Source organism: Rhodanobacter sp. TND4EL1 (genome assembly GCF_054061035.1).
In genome coordinates, this window is record NZ_JBSSDT010000002.1 from 733,580 (window position 1) to 750,200 (window position 16,621).

Consider the following 16,621-nt stretch of genomic DNA (forward strand, 5'->3'; position numbering starts at 1 on the left):
CCGTTTGATCATCGCGTGGGCTGGACGTCATGAAACGTTATCTGCGATTGAAGGACGTTCCCGAATTGCACGCGGTGGCTGCAGCGGACCGGCGGGCGTGGTGGCGCGAGGCAGTGAGTCGCAGCAACACCGCCCGCGGCATCTGGCTCACGCTGCCGCTGTTCTTTGTCTGTATTTCCGGCATCGACGCGATTCGCCGCTGGCTGGGTTACGACGGCGAACTTCTGCATTTTGCCGGACTGTTTGTCGGCAGCATGCTGGGAAGCCTGATCAATGCGTACTGGCTGATACAGCCGCGTGCCAGAGAATGGCTGCAATCGAACCTGACTTCTCAGTCCGAACAGCCGAGCCAGTTGTCGTCGCAAGCGTGAAAGCTACTGCTGGTGGTAACTCACCAGTTCCAGCACCAGGTCGCCACCGTCGTGCTGCGACAGTTTCACCGGTACCGGGTAACGGTCCGGTGCATACCACGCGCTGAAACCGCGGTCGGCGTCGGTTCGGTCGATTCGTTCGGCGTCGAAACTGCCGGCGGGAACCTTGATCGCTTCCTTGCCGGTGACCTTGAAATTCTGTGTCTGCACTTCCTGTCGCACCGCCACGGGCAGCGAAACCTGCTGCTTGCCGTCGCGAAGCGCGAACCCGAGCGCCAGTGCCAGGGTGTTGCGCTCGACCATGCCGGGCCGGGCCGGGTAATGCTGCGCGCCCTTGCCCTCGTCGACGCTGACCTGGTTTGTCGCCCAGTCGACGCTCAGATGGCGCTGCTTCTGTTTCACCGCCGCCTCCATCTGGTAGTCGTAGCTGATCGCTTCCGGCACGTCATTCTTCCAGCGGAAACGCGAGGATTCGTTGACGCTGGCGCCGAGCAGTGCCGCCAGTCCGCCGGTGCCCTTGACGTCCTTGCTGTAGGTCCACTGGCCGTTACCGGCCGCACGCAGCTGGACTGTTGCCACACCCATCGGCTGGCCTCCCTGCAACACGTTGTAGGTGGCGGTGAAGGCACGGGGCGCGGTGGTGGCGCCGGCCTGGTTGCCAAACAGCAGGCCGAGGCCGAGCAGGGGAGCGAGCAGGAATCGGATAGTCATGCCGCTGAGTTTGCGCATGCGGGACTGAACCTGATTTAAGGCAGCAGGCCGTGGTCACCGAGTTGCAATGGCATCGACAACCGTTGGCCGTCAAATCGCGGAGCCTGGCCGTCCCATTGCAGGCGACCGCTGGCCAGTTCGGCCAGCACAGCCGGCAGCAGGCGATGCTCCAGCGGCAGCAGACGCTGCGCCAGCCCCTGTTCGTCGTCTTCGGGGGTGATCGGCAGGCGTGCTTGCGCGATCACCGGGCCGCCATCGAGTTCGGCGGTGACGAAATGCACGCTGGCGCCATGTTCGACGTCACCGGCCTCGAGGGCTCGGCGGTGGGTATGCAGGCCGCGATACTTCGGCAGCAGGGAGGGGTGGATGTTGATGATGCGGCCTACCCACGGACGCAATGCCTCGCCGTCGAGAATGCGCATGAAGCCGGCCAGCACCAGCCACTCGGCGCCGCTGGCGGTGATGCGGGCGAACAGGTCGAGGTCGAATGCGCGTCGGTCCGGATAACTGCGTGGATCCAGCGCGAGGGTGGGGATATTCGCCGCTTCGGCCAGTCGCAGTGCGCCGGCGCCGGCCTTGTCGCTGCCTACCAGGACGAAGTCGATCGGGAGTTCGCCCCGGTCTCGCGCGTCGAGCAGTGCGGCCAGGTTGCTGCCGCGCCCGGAGGCGAGCACGGCGACTTTGACGGGCGTGGCCGGCACGGAACCGATCAGCCGATATGCACGCGTTCGTCGCCCTGCGCGGGCACGATCTCGCCGATCAAGGAGCTGGCCAGGCCGTGCCGAGTCAGCAGGGCGGAAGCATCGGCAACGGCGTCGCGCGGCAGGATCACCGTGAAGCCGATGCCGCAGTTGAACGTGCGCCACATTTCCTCGCGCGCCACGTTGCCCTCGCGCATCAGCCAGTCGAACACCGGTGGCAGCACGATGGCCGACGCCTGCAACGCGATGCCCAGGCCGTCGGGTACCACGCGAATGATGTTTTCCTTGAGGCCGCCGCCGGTGATGTGGGCCATGCCGTGGACCTGCTCGGGCAGGGCGCGACGCAGCTCCAGCATCGGCTTCACGTAAATCGTGGTCGGCGCCATCAGCGCGTCGCCCAGCTTCATGCCGTCGAGATCGAGGTCCAGCGGGGCTCCGGCGCGATCGAGGATCTTGCGGACCAGCGAATAGCCGTTCGAGTGCGGACCGCTCGATGCGACACCGAGGATCACGTCGCCGGCGGCGATCGCTGCGCCGGTCAGCATCTGCGACTTCTCCACCGCGCCCACGGTAAACCCTGCCAGGTCGTATTCGCCCGGCGGATACATGTCAGGCATCTCGGCGGTTTCACCGCCGATCAGCGCGCAGCCGGCCAGCTCGCAGCCGGTGGCAATGCCGCCGACCACGGCCGCGGCGGTATCCACGTCCAGCTTGCCGGTGGCGAAATAGTCGAGAAAGAACAGCGGTTCGGCGCCCTGGACCAGCACGTCGTTGACGCACATGCCGACCAAATCGATGCCGATCGTCTCGTGGCGGTTCAGCATCTGCGCCAGCTTCAGTTTGGTGCCCACGCCATCGGTGCCGGAGACCAGCACCGGTTCCTTGTAGCGCCCGGATAGGTCGAACAGGCCGCCGAAGCCACCCAGTCCGCCCATCACCTCAGGTCGCAGGGTGCGCTTGACCAGCGGCTTGATGCGTTCGACCAGCGCATTGCCGGCATCAATATCGACGCCTGCGGCGCAGTAGGTGAGGGCGTCAGACATGGCGAAAACCGGGGTGGATGAAACGCGGAAGTTTAGCAGCTTGCAATGGGTTGCCGTCTGCCCTGAGCGGCTCCGGCAATGACTGCGATGGACGCTGGGGCGACTATTGGGCAGACTTCCCGGGAGATTTCCCCTGAAGATGCCCGCACCCATGCGCCTTTCCCGCCTGCTGATCGTCACTTTGCTGTTGGCTTTTGCCGCCTTGCCGTCCTTGCACGCCCAGGTCGCCGGTTCACCCTATTCGGTGGTCGTGCCGGTGGCGGACACCAGTGATGCGCAGCGCGATCAGGCGTTTTCCACGGCGTTGGGTCAGGTGCTTACCCGCGTCGCCGGAGGGCAGGATCTGCGCAGCAACGCCGGTTATGCCGATGCGCTGGGCAAGGCCGCTTCGCTGGTGCAGAAGTTCCAGTATCAGCGCGCCGCCACCGGCATGGTTCTGAATGTCGATTTCGAGCCGGGTTCGGTCCGGCGACTGGTCTCGAAGCTTGGCGTGCAAAGCGCAGGCATCAAGCCGCCGGTGTTGTTGCTGGTGAAGGACCGTGCCGGCCATCTGATGGATCGATCCGCGCTGACCAGCCTGGCGGCCGCTGCTGCGGCGCGGGGCACCGAGGTGGCGTATCCGGATGCGGCGCACAAGCTTGACCCGGCCAAGATTGCGGCGGCCGATCCGGTGGCACTGGCCACGGTCAACCAGCAATACCGCACGGGCCTGGTTTTGCTTGGCAAGCTGCATGGTGACAGCGCCGACTGGACACTGATTTCGGGTGGTCAGGCGCAACATTGGAGCGGCCAGGGCGCCGACACGGGCACGCTTTTGGGCGATGCCGGCAAAGGGTTGGTCGATCGCCTGGGCAAGCAGCTCAACGTGATCGGTGACACGCCGAGCGAGGGCAAGCTGTGGGTCAGCGGCCTGAGCAACGCGATGGCTTATGCCAACCTGATAGCCGCCCTGCAGAATGATCCGACCGTGAAGCAGGTGCTGACCCTGGGGGCGGAGAATGACGGGGTGCTTCTGGACGTGAAAGCCACCATTCCGATCAGCGCGCTGGCCGCGAACCTCGCCGCCGGCGGCCATCTGTTGCTGCAGGGTGAAGCGCATCCGGGTGCGGACGCCAACCTGCGCTGGTTGCGTTGAGCCGGATGCGAGTCCCTCGCACAACCCCGCGCGTCGATGTGCGGACGCTTGAGGCGGACATCCATCACTTGCAGGGGCGTGTCGGGTGAATCACGACAAGGAAATCTCGCGTCGCTGGCAGTTGCTGGCCATCGTGGTGGTGTTTGGTTATCTGGTTTGGCTGCTCGCGCCGGTACTGATGCCGTTCGCCGTGGCGGCGATGCTGGCCTATCTGGGTGATCCGCTGGCCGACCGGCTGGAAGGTTTCGGGTTGAGCCGGATGTGGGCTGCCACGATCGTCTTCGTGGTGATCATGGTCGTCGTCGTGGGCGTGCTGCTGCTGCTCATTCCGCTGATAGCCCGTCAGGTGGAAAACCTGATCAGCAACTTGCCCCGTTATGGCGATTGGGCGCAGAACACCGTGTGGCCGTGGCTGCAAGCCCGGTTGCACCTGGATCCGCATACCTTCGACAGTGACCGGCTGCTTGCGGCGATCAAGGAACATATCGGCTCGATTGGCGGCGTGGCCACCGTGGTGATCGGCAAGGTCTCGCGTTCGGGCCTGGGCATCGCGATGTGGTTGACCAACCTGGTGCTGATTCCGGTGGTGGCGTTCTACCTGCTGCGCGACTGGGACCGGCTGGTGGCGAAGATCGACACTATGCTGCCGCGTTCGATCGAGCCGACGATCGCGCATCTGGCGGGTGAAGCGGACAAGATCCTGGGCGCGTTCGTGCGGGGCCAGTTGTTGGTGATGCTGGCGCTGGGCGTGTTCTACGGCGCGGGTCTGGGCCTGGTCGGGCTATCCGTGGGCTTGTTGATCGGCCTGGTGGCCGGTCTGCTCAGTTTCGTGCCGTACCTGGGATTCATCATCGGCTTCGTCGCGGCGATCATCGCCGCGCTCGTGCAGTTCGGCGACTGGACTCATGTGCTGATGGTCTGTGGCGTGTTCGCCGTCGGCCAGCTGCTGGAAGGTTATGTGCTGGTGCCCAAGCTGGTCGGCGACAAGATCGGCCTGCACCCGGTGGCGGTGATGTTCGCGGTGCTGGCCGGCGGCTACCTGTTCGGCTTCCTGGGCGTGCTGCTCGCGCTGCCGGCGGCATCGGTGATCATGGTGCTGCTGCGCTACCTGCTTGAACGCTATCGGATGAGCGAGCTGTACAACGAGGAAGGGCCGGAGGATCCGGTGATCGCCGAGGTCGACGTCACCGTGCATCGTGATGGCGAGGTGCAGACGGATGCCGTGGGCATCCCGGGCGATTCGTCCACGCCATGATTCCGCAGTTGCCGCTGGCGCTGCGCTGGCCACGTCGTCAGCGCTTCGAACACTTCCATGCCGGCGCCAATGCGCCCGCCCTGGCGGCTGTGCGCGCGCTGGCGCTGCAGCCCGGGTCGCCGTGGGTTTACCTTGCCGGCGCCGCCGGCAGCGGCAGAAGCCATTTGTTGATCGCCGCCTGTCACGCGGCCAGTGGCACGGGTCGCACGGTGCAATACCTGCCGCTTGCTGCACTGGCCGATCCGGCAACGGCGCTGCGCGGCGTGGCTGGCAGCGAGTTGCTGGCACTGGATGACTTGCAGGCGATCGCGGGAAGTCGCGACGCCGAACACGCCTTGTTCGATCTCTACAACCGGGCCAGGGCGGAAGGCACGGCACTGCTGTTTGCCGCCGATGCCACGCCGACGCAATTGGCGTTGGGCCTGCCGGATTTGCGCTCGCGCCTGGGCGCCTGCACCCAGTTTGCGTTGAAGGCGCTGGACGATGCCGAGCGCCGTGAAGTGCTCAAGGCGCAGGCGGCCTTGCGCGGCATCCAGCTCGACGACGTGGTGCTGGACTGGTTGTTCGCCCGCTACGCCCGTGACCTCGGTGCGCTGCTCGATTTGCTGGACCGACTGGACCAGGCCTCGCTGGCGGCACAGCGCCGGATCACGGTGCCGTTTCTGCGTGAATTCCTGCGCGACGCCGGTGAAGACCGGTCGGCCTGAAACAAAAAAGGCGCCCGCAGGCGCCTTTCCCGGATGAGGACAGCTCAGGCCTTGAGCAGTGCCGGCGTGGCCTGCTGCCCGATCGCGTCGACCATGGCCTTGGCCACGTTGAGGTTGCCGGCGATGATGTTGCCGCTCTCCGGAATGCCGTCACGACCGGCGAAATCGCAGTAGCGACCACCGGCTTCGTGCACCAGCAGCACGCCGGCCGCCATGTCCCACGGCTTCAGGCCGATCTCGAAGTAGCCGTCGTAGCGGCCGGCGGCGACGTAGGCCAGGTCGAGCGCGGCAGAGCCGGAGCGACGGATGTCCTCGGCCTGGCCAAGGATCGCGCGGGTCATGTCCATTTGCGGCACCAGGTGTTCGCGCTGGCGGAACGGGAAGCCGGTGGCGATCATCGCGCCGCCCAGGTTCTCGCGCTTGCCCACGCGCATGCGGCGATCATTGATGTACGCGCCGTCGCCCTTGCTGGCGGTGTACAGCTCGTCGCGCAGCGGGTCGAACACCACCGCGTGAATCGGCACGCCTTTTTCCAGCAGTGCAATGGACACGCTGAAGTGCGGGATGCCGCGCAGGTAGTTGTGGGTGCCATCAAGCGGGTCGATCACCCAGGTCAGCGGGCCCTTGCCGGTCTGGCCGCTTTCCTCGGCGAGGATCGCGTGGTCGGGGTAGGCGCGGCGCAGTTCCTTGATGATCTCCGCTTCGGCCAGCTTGTCGACTTCGGAGACGAAATCCAGCTGCTGTTTCTCGACGATGTTGAGGCCGTCGATGCGGTTCATGTAGCGCAGGATGATGTTGCCTGCGGAACGGGCGGCGCGCGCCGCGATCGTGACGTGTGGTCGGGCCATGGGTTTCGACTTTGGAAGAGAGCGGGTTTGCGGCCGGGAATTCTAGCAGAGGCGAGCCCCGGCCGCCCTTGTCCACTATCCTTGTCGACCCCAATAGCCAATCCCTGCCGCGCATGACCGATCTCCACGACCTCGCCGCCCGCATCCGCTATGTATTGGTGCGTACCTCGCATCCGGGCAATATTGGCAGTGCGGCGCGGGCGATTCGCACCATGGGTTTCGAGCGGATGGAGCTGGTGTCGCCGTATCGTTTCCCCGATCCGGAAGCCAATGCGCTGGCCGCCGGTGCCGACGACGTGCTGGAACGTGCGGGCATCCACCGCGAACTGATCGAGGGTCTGACCGGCAGTAGCCTGGCACTGGGTCTGTCAGCGCGCCGACGCGGAGTGAACCTGCCGGAACTGTCGCCGCGCGAGGCAGCGCAGCAGGTGCTGGCGGCGGCCATGCGTGGCGAACAGGTGGCGCTGGTGTTCGGCAACGAGCGAACCGGGCTGGAGAACGAGGAGCTAGCGCGCTGCCACGCCATGGTGCGGATTCCGAGCGTCGACGATTTCAGCTCGCTCAACCTGGCACAGGCGGTGCAGGTGATGGCCTATGAAATTCGCCTGGCCATGCTGGGCGACAACCTGCCCGAACCGCCGCCGGAACATGACGAACCCCCGGCGGATGCGGGACAGATGGAGCAGTTCTACCGTCACCTGGGACAGACGCTGGACGACATCGAGTTCCACAAAGGGCGTGAACCGACCACGATCATGCTGCGCCTGCGCAAGCTGTTCCAGCGGGCCCAGCCGGACGAACGGGAGTTGCGCGTGCTGCACGGGATCCTCGCCGATGCGCAGCGGATGGCCGGTTTGGCGAAGGGCCGGTAGTCCTCAGCGGCGTCGCTCCTACATTTCGTCATCGGCGGGTTCCAGCGAGGGCGCCGGCGTCACCAGCAGCTTGTCGATGCGGGCGCCGTCGAGATCGACCACTTCGAAGCGGATGCCGTGCCAGGCGAACACCTCGCCGGTCTGGGGTATATGGCCCAGCGCCGTCATCACCATGCCGGCGACGGTGCGGAAGTCGTGCTCATCCTCGCCCGGCAGCTTGCCGATGTGCAGCAGTTCGCGCAGGTCGTCGGTGGGCAGGCTGCCGTCGACCAGCCAGCTGCCATCGGCACGCTGCATGATCGGGCTGTCGTCGTTGCCGGTGCCGTGCCCGATCTGGCTGGCGCCGACCACGGCAGCGAGCAGGTCATTGACGGTAACCACGCCTTCGATGTCGCCGTACTCGTCGACGACCAGCGCCAGCGGCGTCTCGGCGTCGCGGAATTCCTCCAGCAAATCCAGCGCGCGCGCTGCGGCGGGCACGAACAGCGGCTTGGACAGGTGTTCGAACAATTCCGGTTTGCCTTCGGCAAAGCTGTGCAGCAGGCTTTTGACCTCGACCACGCCCACCACGTCGCTTTCATCGCCGCGATAAACGGGATAACGCGAATACGGCGTATCGCGCAGTACCTCGACGTTCTCCTCACGGGTGCCGGCAATGTCCAGCCAGGCGATGCGCATGCGCGGCGTCATCACGCTGTCCACCGTGCGGTCGCCCAGCCGCAACACCCGATTGACCATGTTGTGTTCGTCCGGATCGAGCACGCCCTGTTCGGCGCTCTCGGCGACCAGTAGGCGAATCTCTTCTTCGGTGACCACGCCGCGGCCTTGCTGATTGACCCGCAGCATGCGCAGCAGCAAGTTGCTGGACACGTTGAGCAACCACACGAAGGGCGCGGTGATCCGCGACAGCACCAGCATCGGATACGCCACGTAGGTGGCTGCCCTTTCCGGTGAAGCGAGCGCCAGCCGCTTGGGCACCAGTTCGCCAATCACGATCTGGATGAAGGAGATCAGCACGAAGCCGAGCACGATGCCGATGACATGTGCGTAAGGCAGCAACCAGCCGAGGCGGGCGCCTTGCAGCAAGGCGGCGATATGGCCACCCAGCGCATCACCGGCAATCGCACCGGTGATCAGCATGACCAGGGTGATGCCGACCTGCACGGTCGACAGGAAGTGTTCGGGAGCTTCGGCGTGCCGCAGCGCCAGAGCCGCCTTGCGGCTGTTCCGGGCCATCTGCTTCAGGCGGCTCTTGCGCGAAGCCACCAGAGCCATCTCCGACAGCGCGAAGAAACCGTTGCACAGGGCCAGCACGAGGACGAGCGCGATTTGGGTCAGCATCGCGGTAATGATGGGGGAGGGTGCATGGCCACAGTGTAAGTGGTGTTGACCCTTCACATCACCCCATCCGGGCGCGTGCGTTGATGCAGGGCAGCACGGCAGTCCTGTAACATCCCCGTTATTCTGTTATCTCAGGCATGGCCCGCATGTTTTCACTGCAGACGATTTTCGGCAAAGGCGACAAGTTCTACGGCTTGCTGGAACAAAGCGCCGAGACCGCTCACGAAAGCGCCAAGGCGCTGCATGCGCTGTTGACCAAGCCGGGCGCCGAACAGGTGATGGCCGCTTTCACGGTGACGCGCGCGCGCGAAAAGGAACTGGCCGCCCAGATCAGCGAAGGGTTGGTCAATACCTTCGTGACCGCGCTCGACCGCGAAGATATCGAGGCGCTGAACTCGGCGCTGTACAAGATTCCCAAGACGGTGGAGAAATTCGCCGAGCGTTACGAAATCGTGGCCGATCGCCTGGTCGGCGTGGATTTCGCCCAGCGCGCGCTGGTGCTGGAGCAGTCCAGTGCGGTGGTGGTGCAGATGGTGCATGAGTTGCGCCGCGGGTTGCGCATCGATTCGGTGAAGAAGCTGCAGGATCGCCTGCAGGCGCTGGAATCCGAGGGGGATCGCATGCTGCTGGCGCCTTATCGCACACTGTACGTGGAAGGCGGCGACGTGATGCGCGCGGTGTTGGCGAAGGATCTGTTCGAGCTGATTGAAAAGGCCATCGACAAATGCCGCGACGTGGGCAACATCGTGTATTCGATCGTGCTGAAGAACTCCTGAGGCCACGCCCGTGACCCAGCGCATTGCACTTCGTCCGGCATGGCATGCCACCCCGTGTGACCTCCCGTCCTGCTGTGGTGAGCGCGCATGAGTATCGTCATTGCGGTGGTGGTAATCGCGCTGCTCTTCACCTATATCAACGGTTTCCACGACACCGCCAATTCCATCGCCACCGTGGTGGCCACCAAGGTGCTGACTCCGGGCCAGGCCGTGCTGATGGCGGCGGGCACCAACTTGCTCGGCGCGTTCATGGGTACGGCAGTGGCCGCGACCATTGCCTCGGGGCTGATCAATGCCGGCGTGATCGAGATGAGCTCGCAGTTGCTGATCTGCGCCCTGCTGGCAGCGATCGTGTGGAACCTGATCACCTGGTGGCTGGGCCTGCCCTCAAGTTCCAGTCACGCACTGGTCGGTTCGCTGGTGGGTGCGGCGATCGCTGCGTCCAGCAACAATTTCAATTCGGTGATCTGGGTCGAGGGCAGCGTGCTCAAGGGCGCCGGCGTGATTCCCAAGGTGATCGTTCCAATGGTGCTGTCACCGCTGGCCGGCTTCATCATCAGTTTCCTGTTGATGGGCGCGCTGTACGCGCTGCTGGCCTGGTTTGCGAACCGCCAGGGTTGGTTGCGCCGGTTCGGTCGCACGCCTTTCGTCAATTCGTTCTTCGGCAAGGCGCAGATCCTGTCAGCCGGTGCGATGGGCGTTGCCCATGGCATGAACGACGCGCAGAAAAGCATGGGCATCATTGCGCTGGCACTGGCCGGTGGCACCGCGGCGCACCAGTTCGATCAATTGCCGAACTGGCTCGGTTTCCTGCGCATCGACGGCAATCCGGCTGGCGGCTTTGTCATCCCGGTGTGGGTGAAGGTGGTGTCCGCCTTGACCATGGCAGCCGGCACGGCCGGTGGTGGCTGGCGGATCATCAAGACGCTGGGCCACAAGATGGTCAAGTTGCACCCCATCAACGGCTTCGCCGCCGAAACCAGCTCGGCCGCGGTGATTCTGGTGGCGTCGGTATTCGGCATTCCGGTCTCGACCACGCACAACGTGTCGGCATCGATCATGGGCGTGGGCGCGGCCAAGCGCTTCAGTGCCATTCGCTGGTCGGTGGTCGAACGCATGGTGTGGGCGTGGGTGCTCACCTTGCCGATCACCGCGTTGCTGGCTTACGGCCTGGTGTTGCTGTTCCGGCTGGTGGACTGACTCCGGGTTCGCCTAGAGCGAATCGCTGTTGGTCGCGATGAGCTGTTCCAGCTGGTCGCCCAGCGCGCCCAGTTCATCGACCAGACGTTGCAACTCCGCCTGATCGAGGAACTCGTAGGGGCGGTTCTCGCACAAGTGCAGGTAGGGCGACCCATCCAGGTCGGCGACCGCGAGAAAACCCGTGCGCTGTTGCCAGTTGAAGCGCAGGCATCGATTGGGATCGGTGCCGGCAAGCGGGCCGACCGGTGTGGAAATGCGCAGGTAGCGACGACCAGCCTCGTCTTCCAGTTCAGCCAGGTAGATGCCCTGAAAACGGTCTTGCGCCAGTTTCAGGTCGAAGCTGATCAGGTAAGGATCGTTGTGGCGCAGCTCATGCAAGCTGCCCACGTGGGAACGCACGGCTTCGAAGTGGCGCATTTGCGGCTTCCGCTGACGAAGATCGGAAGCTACTCTGACATGGATCCCCGTGCGTCGCGTGAATACATGAATGATCCGGCTGCCCGTATCTATGCCGCCATTGCCGCCATACCGCGGGGGCGTGTCGCCAGCTATGGCGCGATCGCCGCCCGGGCCGGGCTGCCCGGTCGGGCGCGCATGGTCGGCCGGCTGCTGGGGGAAGTGCCCGAGGGCATGGAGCTGCCGTGGTTTCGCGTGCTGCGTTCCAGCGGGCGCATCGCCATGCCTCCGGGGAGTCGCGGCTTCCTTGAACAGTCCCGCCGGCTCAAGGCCGAGGGCATCGAGGTCCGGAATGGGCGCGTGCCGTTGTCGCGGTTCGGTCTGGATGCCGATCTGGATCACGCGTTGTGGGGCATGCCGGACAACTGAGCCGTGACCGTCTGACGCTGGATCACCGGTGTTTCCGGCGGGCGCGCAGGTCGGTTTTGGTAGCATGCGTCGATGAATTCCAGTGCACTCGACATTCTTCAAAGCGTTTTCGGCTACCCCAGTTTCCGTGGTGAGCAAGCAGCCGTCGTCGACCACCTGAGCGAAGGCGGGGACGCGCTGGTGCTGATGCCCACCGGTGGCGGCAAGTCGTTGTGCTTCCAGATTCCCGCCCTGGTGCGCCAGGGCACCGGCATCGTGGTGTCGCCGTTGATCGCGCTGATGCAGGACCAGGTCGATGCCTTGCGCGAGGCCGGCGTGGCTGCCGCGTTTCTCAATTCCAGCCTGGCCGCGGACGAGCAGCGTGAGGTTGAACGGAAGTTGCTGGCGGGTGAGCTGAATCTGCTTTACGTGGCGCCCGAGCGCCTGCTCACCCCGCGCTTCCTGACCCAGCTCGAGCGCACCGAAGTGGCGTTGTTCGCGATCGACGAAGCGCATTGCGTGTCCCAGTGGGGCCATGATTTCCGCCCGGAATACCGCGAGCTGGCCGTCCTGCATCAGCGTTTCCCCGAGGTGCCGCGGATTGCCCTCACCGCCACCGCCGACCCGCGTACCCGCGAGGAAATCGTGGAACGGTTGTCACTGCAGGGGGCGCGGCAATTCGTCTCCAGTTTTGACCGTCCCAACATCGGCTATGGCGTCGGCCTGCGTCACAACGCGAAGCGGCAGCTGGGCGAATTCCTGCTTGGCCACGAGGGCGAGTCCGGCATCGTCTATTGCCTGAGCCGGCGGAAGGTGGACGACACCGCCGCCTGGCTGGCCGAGGCTGGCATCGAGGCCTTGCCCTATCACGCCGGCCTGGATGCCGCGACCCGTGCGAAGAACCAGCAGCGCTTCCTGCGCGAGGACGGCGTGGTGATGGTCGCCACGGTCGCCTTCGGCATGGGCATCGACAAGCCCGACGTGCGTTTCGTGGCGCATCTGGATTTGCCGCGCAGCATCGAGGGCTACTACCAGGAAACCGGCCGCGCCGGCCGCGACGGCTTGCCGGCCGAGGCGTGGATGATCTACGGCTTGTCCGATGTGGTCACCATGAGCCAGATGATCGCGCAGTCCGAATCGGCCGACGAGCGCAAACGGGTGGAGCGGCAGAAACTGGAATCGTTGCTGGCCTACGCCGAGGCGATCGATTGCCGCCGCCAGATGTTGCTGGGTGCGTTCGGCGAAACCTATCCCGGTCCGTGCGGACATTGCGACAACTGCATCGCGCCGCCGAAGACCTGGGATGCCACGGTGCCGGCGCAGAAGGCACTGTCGGCGGTCTATCGCACCGGCCAGCGCTTCGGCTCCGGTCACGTCATCTCGGTGCTTCGTGGGGAAGAGACCGAGCGCGTGCTGAGCCTGGATCATCATCGACTGAGCACATTCGGCATCGGCTCCGAGATGGACGACAAGCAGTGGCGCTCGGTATTTCGCCAGCTGCTGGCCGCCGGTCTGCTGGAGGCGGATGCCGAAGGCTACGGTACCCTGCGCCTCACCGCGGCCAGCCGCGCCGTGCTCAACGGCGGAAAAAGCGTGAAGCTGCGTGAGGACGCGCGGCCCGAGCGTGCCACCCGGCGTCGCCGCGACAGCAAGTTGATCACCGGTGATCCCCGGCATGGCGGCAGTCTCGGGATCGAGGCGTATGAGCAGCCGATGTGGGATGAATTGCGTGCGCTGCGCACCCAGTTGGCGAAACAGCAGGGCGTTCCCCCGTACGTGGTGTTCCACGATGCCACCTTGCTGGCCATGCTGCGTGCGCTGCCCGCCAATGAGGATGAGCTGGCCAGCGTCAGCGGCGTCGGCGAGGCCAAGCTCAAGCGCTATGGGCGCGACTTCCTGGCCGTGATCAACGCTGCGGAATAGCCGGTTCGGCAACGGCGCTTCGCCCACTCCGTTCCCCCCGGCTTCCTGGGGGCTGCCTTGCGCGTGTTGAATCGGGGGCGTTGTTGTGCAGCATGAAACCCGTTGCGAGCCTGTTCTGGCGTATTTGAAAAACAGGCTTGGCGAATCATGACAGCGCTGTCATAGTGACCTCCGGAAGCGATCGGTGGAGGGGCGGAGCGAGTGCGGGCATGGCCCTTCGCTCCTGCATACGTATTCAGCCGGACAGCACCACATGCACATCGCAGAATCGGCTGCGATCACACGCCATGACGTTGGGGAAACGCAATGAGCACAATGGATGCAACAGGCGACGGGCTGGGGCGGCACGCCACCGCGCGAGTGGTACTGATTTCCGCCGCCGCCGCCCTTGGCGGATTCCTGTTCGGTTTCGATACGGCCGTGATCAACGGCGCGGTCGATGCGATTCGTGGCAGCTTCACCCTGGATGCGGCGCAAACCGGTTTTGCGGTGTCCTGCGCGCTGCTGGGCTCCGCGCTGGGCGCCTGGTACGCCGGCATGCTGGCGAACCGGTTCGGACGCGTGCGCACCATGCAGGTCGCGGCCGTGTTGCTGGTCGCCAGCGCGATCGGTTCGGGCCTGGTCACCGCGGTATGGGACCTGATCATGTGGCGGCTGGTTGGCGGCATTGGCGTCGGCGTGGCCTCGGTGATTGCGCCCACTTACATTGCCGAAGTGTCGCCGGCTTCCATCCGCGGCCGGTTGGGATCGATGCAACAGTTGGCGATCGTGCTGGGCATTTTCGCCGCGCTGCTCAGTGACGCCTGGTTGTCCGGCACGGCCGGCGGTTCCAGCCAGCCGCTGTGGTTCGGGCTGGCTGCATGGCGCTGGATGTTCCTGGTGGCGACGTTGCCGGCACTGATCTACGGCCTGCTGGTGCTGGGCGTACCGGAGTCGCCGCGCCACCTCGTGGCCAAGGGGCGCATCGATGAAGCGCGCGTGGTGCTGCGCAAGGTGTTGAACATGCACAGCGAAACGGCACTGGACAGCAAGCTGCACGACATCCGTGAAAGCCTGCATGCCGAACACAAGCCGCGCCTGAGGGACTTGCGCGGCAAGGCCGCCGGACTGTTGCCGGTGGTGTGGATCGGCATCCTGCTGTCGGTGTTCCAGCAGTTCGTGGGCATCAACGTGATCTTCTACTACTCGTCCACGTTGTGGCATTCGGTGGGTTTCAGCGAGGCCGATTCGTTCACCATCACGGTGGTTACCTCGATCGTCAACGTGCTGGTCACCTTGGTGGCCATTGCGCTGGTCGACAAGGTCGGACGCAAGCCGCTGCTGGTGGTGGGTTCGGCGGGCATGGCCATCACGCTGGCCGCGATGGCCTGGTGCTTCTCGCAGGCTACCGGCACGGGCGCCGAGCTGAGCCTGCCCGGTTCGGTCGGCATGGTCGCGCTGGTCGCGGCCAATGCCTACGTGGTGTTTTTCGGGGTCAGCTGGGGACCGGTGGTGTGGGTGTTGCTGGGCGAAATGTTCCCCAACAACATTCGCGCCACGGCACTGGCCGTGGCGGCCGCCGCCCAGTGGCTGGCCAACTTTGCCATCACCAGCACGTTTCCGGCACTGGCCGAGATGGGTCTCACCTTTGCCTACGGCCTGTATGCCGGGTTCGCGCTGCTCTCGTTGTTGTTCGTGCTGTCCGGCGTGCGCGAGACCAAAGGAGTGGAGCTGGAGGACATGCACGCATGAGCATCGGTCCGCAGCAGTGGGTTTGCCCGGTGCACGAGGCACGGCAGGCCAGATACGACGCGCGGCGCGCAAACCGGCTAGGATTCGAGGGCGATGGCGTTGCGCCATCGCGGGGATCACAGGCGGATTGCGCTGCAGATGAAGGCCAAGGCCACTTCGATCGATATTGCTCACCTGGCCGGGGTCTCCCAGGCCACGGTGTCGCGCGCCTTGCGCGGCAGTCCGCTGGTCAATGAAGAGACGCGGCGGCGCATCCAGGCCGCCGCCGAGCAGCTCAACTACAAGGTCGACAAGAACGCGTCGAACTTGCGCAAGATGCACTCCGGCACGCTGGCGCTGCTGTTTTTCGAAGACCCCACTGCCGACGAATCGCACATCAATCCGTTTTTCCTGTCGATGCTCGGCTCGATCACCCGTGCCTGCGCGCTGCAGGGTTATGACCTGCTGATCTCGTTCCAGCAGTTCTCGCACGACTGGCATGCGGACTTTGCCGACAGCAAGAAGGCCGACGGCCTGATCCTGCTCGGCTATGGCGACTATCTGGCTTATACCGACAAACTGGAAAAGCTGGTCGACCAGGGCACGCGCTTCGTGCGCTGGGGTGCGGTCCTGCCGGACCAGCCCGGCGTGTCGATCGGTTGCGACAACTTTCGCGGCGGGCAGGCCGTCGCCGAACACCTGCTCGAGCGTGGCTGCCGTCGCATCGCGTTTCTCGGCGACGCGTCCAGTCATTACCCGGAATTCTTTGGCCGTTACCGCGGCTATGTGAAGGCGCTGGAGCGGGCCGGAGTCGAGATCGATCCCGCGCTGCAACAGAATGCCGAAAGCACCGAGCACTCGGGGTACGAGGCGATGCGCGGACTGATCCTGAATGAAACCGGCTTCGACGCGGTATTCGCCGCCAGCGACCTGATCGCGATCGGCGCCATGCGGGCGCTCAGCGACCACGGCCTGCGCATCCCCCAGGACGTGGCGCTGGCCGGCTTCGACGACATCGCCACGGCCAGCTTCGTCAACCCGCCGCTGACCACCGTGTTGCAGGACACCCGGCAGGCCGGCGAGGTGCTGGTCGACAGCCTGCTTCGTCTGATTCGCGGTGAGCAGGTCGACAGCGAAGTGTTGCCCGTGAAGTTGATGGTGCGTCGGTCCAGCTTGCGCTGAGACGCCCGGATTCGCGCTCGTTGCGGTCCATGCATGTGATCC

17 protein-coding genes are annotated in these 16,621 nt (G+C 65.0%); 11 read left to right on the forward strand and 6 right to left on the reverse strand.

From position 1 onward, the window contains the following. The first annotated feature begins 29 nt into the window (after positions 1–29). Positions 30–371, forward strand: coding sequence for a hypothetical protein (locus ACVWWQ_RS09845; RefSeq protein ID WP_133947724.1), 342 nt, complete (start codon positions 30–32; stop codon positions 369–371). A gap of 3 nt (positions 372–374) precedes the next feature. Here the strand turns inward: ACVWWQ_RS09845 and ACVWWQ_RS09850 are convergent, their stop codons facing one another. Genes ACVWWQ_RS09850 through purM form a run of 3 tightly spaced genes read right to left on the reverse strand, consistent with a single transcriptional unit; the run spans position 375 to position 2,826 of the window. Next, on the reverse strand, positions 375–1,082 hold the full coding sequence (locus ACVWWQ_RS09850; RefSeq protein ID WP_133949277.1) for a DUF3108 domain-containing protein: 708 nt from the start codon (positions 1,080–1,082) through the stop codon (positions 375–377). 35 nt (positions 1,083–1,117) lie between these two features. Next, complete coding sequence (gene purN, locus ACVWWQ_RS09855) at positions 1,118–1,783, reverse strand: phosphoribosylglycinamide formyltransferase (protein WP_099653767.1); 666 nt, start codon at positions 1,781–1,783, stop codon at positions 1,118–1,120. An 8-nt stretch (positions 1,784–1,791) separates the two neighbouring features. Then, the gene (gene purM, locus ACVWWQ_RS09860; protein WP_133947722.1) at positions 1,792–2,826 is read right to left on the reverse strand and encodes a phosphoribosylformylglycinamidine cyclo-ligase; all 1,035 of its coding nucleotides are present in this window, start codon (positions 2,824–2,826) and stop codon (positions 1,792–1,794) included. 151 nt (positions 2,827–2,977) lie between these two features. On the opposite strand from purM, the gene ACVWWQ_RS09865 reads away from it, so the two are divergent. From ACVWWQ_RS09865 to hda, 3 genes are all read left to right on the forward strand, one after another. Beyond that, a complete protein-coding gene (locus ACVWWQ_RS09865; protein WP_133947720.1) occupies positions 2,978–3,961 on the forward strand; it encodes a DUF2066 domain-containing protein in 984 nt (327 codons plus the stop codon). A gap of 85 nt (positions 3,962–4,046) precedes the next feature. Beyond that, positions 4,047–5,216, forward strand: a complete 1,170-nt coding sequence (locus ACVWWQ_RS09870; RefSeq protein ID WP_099653764.1) for an AI-2E family transporter — start codon at positions 4,047–4,049, stop codon at positions 5,214–5,216. Next, a complete protein-coding gene (gene hda / locus ACVWWQ_RS09875; RefSeq protein ID WP_133947718.1) occupies positions 5,213–5,923 on the forward strand; it encodes a DnaA regulatory inactivator Hda in 711 nt (236 codons plus the stop codon). Before ACVWWQ_RS09870 ends, hda begins: the two co-directional genes overlap by 4 nt. 44 nt (positions 5,924–5,967) lie before the next feature. On the opposite strand, the gene ACVWWQ_RS09880 is transcribed toward hda, so the two are convergent. Further along, positions 5,968–6,771: an inositol monophosphatase family protein gene (locus ACVWWQ_RS09880; RefSeq protein WP_099653762.1), complete on the reverse strand. Its 804-nt coding sequence runs from the start codon at positions 6,769–6,771 to the stop codon at positions 5,968–5,970. A gap of 113 nt (positions 6,772–6,884) precedes the next feature. Between ACVWWQ_RS09880 and ACVWWQ_RS09885 the strand changes: the two genes are divergently transcribed. After that, entirely contained in the window at positions 6,885–7,643 is a 759-nt protein-coding gene (locus ACVWWQ_RS09885; RefSeq protein WP_133947716.1) for an RNA methyltransferase, read from the forward strand. Between the two features lie 18 nt (positions 7,644–7,661). Here ACVWWQ_RS09885 and ACVWWQ_RS09890 read toward each other — a convergent pair whose 3' ends face one another. Next, positions 7,662–8,984 carry a hemolysin family protein gene (locus ACVWWQ_RS09890; protein ID WP_099653760.1) on the reverse strand — a complete coding sequence of 441 codons (1,323 nt, stop codon included), beginning with the start codon at positions 8,982–8,984 and terminating at the stop codon, positions 7,662–7,664. A 146-nt stretch (positions 8,985–9,130) separates the two neighbouring features. On the opposite strand from ACVWWQ_RS09890, the gene ACVWWQ_RS09895 reads away from it, so the two are divergent. Both ACVWWQ_RS09895 and ACVWWQ_RS09900 read left to right on the forward strand, forming a co-directional pair. Further along, the gene (locus ACVWWQ_RS09895) at positions 9,131–9,760 is read left to right on the forward strand and encodes a pit accessory protein (protein WP_099653865.1); all 630 of its coding nucleotides are present in this window, start codon (positions 9,131–9,133) and stop codon (positions 9,758–9,760) included. An 87-nt stretch (positions 9,761–9,847) separates the two neighbouring features. Continuing rightward, a complete protein-coding gene (locus ACVWWQ_RS09900; RefSeq protein WP_099653759.1) occupies positions 9,848–10,960 on the forward strand; it encodes an inorganic phosphate transporter in 1,113 nt (370 codons plus the stop codon). A gap of 12 nt (positions 10,961–10,972) precedes the next feature. Here ACVWWQ_RS09900 and ACVWWQ_RS09905 read toward each other — a convergent pair whose 3' ends face one another. Next, complete coding sequence (locus tag ACVWWQ_RS09905; protein ID WP_099653758.1) at positions 10,973–11,377, reverse strand: hypothetical protein; 405 nt, start codon at positions 11,375–11,377, stop codon at positions 10,973–10,975. A 66-nt stretch (positions 11,378–11,443) separates the two neighbouring features. Here ACVWWQ_RS09905 and ACVWWQ_RS09910 point away from each other — a divergent pair, with 66 nt between their 5' ends. The 4 genes from ACVWWQ_RS09910 (at position 11,444) to ACVWWQ_RS09925 (ending at position 16,579) form a co-directional block, all read left to right on the forward strand. Continuing rightward, a complete protein-coding gene (locus ACVWWQ_RS09910) occupies positions 11,444–11,785 on the forward strand; it encodes an MGMT family protein (protein ID WP_133949275.1) in 342 nt (113 codons plus the stop codon). Positions 11,786–11,857: 72 nt separating this feature from the next. Further along, positions 11,858–13,687, forward strand: a complete 1,830-nt coding sequence (gene recQ / locus ACVWWQ_RS09915) for a DNA helicase RecQ (RefSeq protein ID WP_133947714.1) — start codon at positions 11,858–11,860, stop codon at positions 13,685–13,687. 306 nt (positions 13,688–13,993) lie between these two features. Next, a complete protein-coding gene (locus ACVWWQ_RS09920; RefSeq protein WP_133947712.1) occupies positions 13,994–15,418 on the forward strand; it encodes a sugar porter family MFS transporter in 1,425 nt (474 codons plus the stop codon). A gap of 132 nt (positions 15,419–15,550) precedes the next feature. Beyond that, entirely contained in the window at positions 15,551–16,579 is a 1,029-nt protein-coding gene (locus ACVWWQ_RS09925; protein ID WP_457383415.1) for a LacI family DNA-binding transcriptional regulator, read from the forward strand. Positions 16,580–16,621 lie beyond the last annotated feature (42 nt).

What these genes read in the sequence shown, in the direction of transcription:
- ACVWWQ_RS09900 (WP_099653759.1), top strand. Translation starts at nt 9,848, where the DNA reads ATGAGTATCGTCATTGCGGTGGTGGTAATCGCGCTGCTCTTCACCTAT.
- ACVWWQ_RS09845 (WP_133947724.1), top strand. Translation starts at nt 30, where the DNA reads ATGAAACGTTATCTGCGATTGAAGGACGTTCCCGAATTGCACGCGGTG.
- ACVWWQ_RS09920 (WP_133947712.1), top strand. Translation starts at nt 13,994, where the DNA reads ATGAGCACAATGGATGCAACAGGCGACGGGCTGGGGCGGCACGCCACC.
- ACVWWQ_RS09885 (WP_133947716.1), top strand. Translation starts at nt 6,885, where the DNA reads ATGACCGATCTCCACGACCTCGCCGCCCGCATCCGCTATGTATTGGTG.
- ACVWWQ_RS09895 (WP_099653865.1), top strand. Translation starts at nt 9,131, where the DNA reads ATGTTTTCACTGCAGACGATTTTCGGCAAAGGCGACAAGTTCTACGGC.
- ACVWWQ_RS09890 (WP_099653760.1), bottom strand. Translation starts at nt 8,984, where the DNA reads ATGCTGACCCAAATCGCGCTCGTCCTCGTGCTGGCCCTGTGCAACGGT.
- ACVWWQ_RS09850 (WP_133949277.1), bottom strand. Translation starts at nt 1,082, where the DNA reads ATGACTATCCGATTCCTGCTCGCTCCCCTGCTCGGCCTCGGCCTGCTG.
- ACVWWQ_RS09880 (WP_099653762.1), bottom strand. Translation starts at nt 6,771, where the DNA reads ATGGCCCGACCACACGTCACGATCGCGGCGCGCGCCGCCCGTTCCGCA.
- purM (WP_133947722.1), bottom strand. Translation starts at nt 2,826, where the DNA reads ATGTCTGACGCCCTCACCTACTGCGCCGCAGGCGTCGATATTGATGCC.
- ACVWWQ_RS09865 (WP_133947720.1), top strand. Translation starts at nt 2,978, where the DNA reads ATGCGCCTTTCCCGCCTGCTGATCGTCACTTTGCTGTTGGCTTTTGCC.
- recQ (WP_133947714.1), top strand. Translation starts at nt 11,858, where the DNA reads ATGAATTCCAGTGCACTCGACATTCTTCAAAGCGTTTTCGGCTACCCC.
- hda (WP_133947718.1), top strand. Translation starts at nt 5,213, where the DNA reads ATGATTCCGCAGTTGCCGCTGGCGCTGCGCTGGCCACGTCGTCAGCGC.
- ACVWWQ_RS09905 (WP_099653758.1), bottom strand. Translation starts at nt 11,377, where the DNA reads ATGCGCCACTTCGAAGCCGTGCGTTCCCACGTGGGCAGCTTGCATGAG.
- ACVWWQ_RS09910 (WP_133949275.1), top strand. Translation starts at nt 11,444, where the DNA reads ATGAATGATCCGGCTGCCCGTATCTATGCCGCCATTGCCGCCATACCG.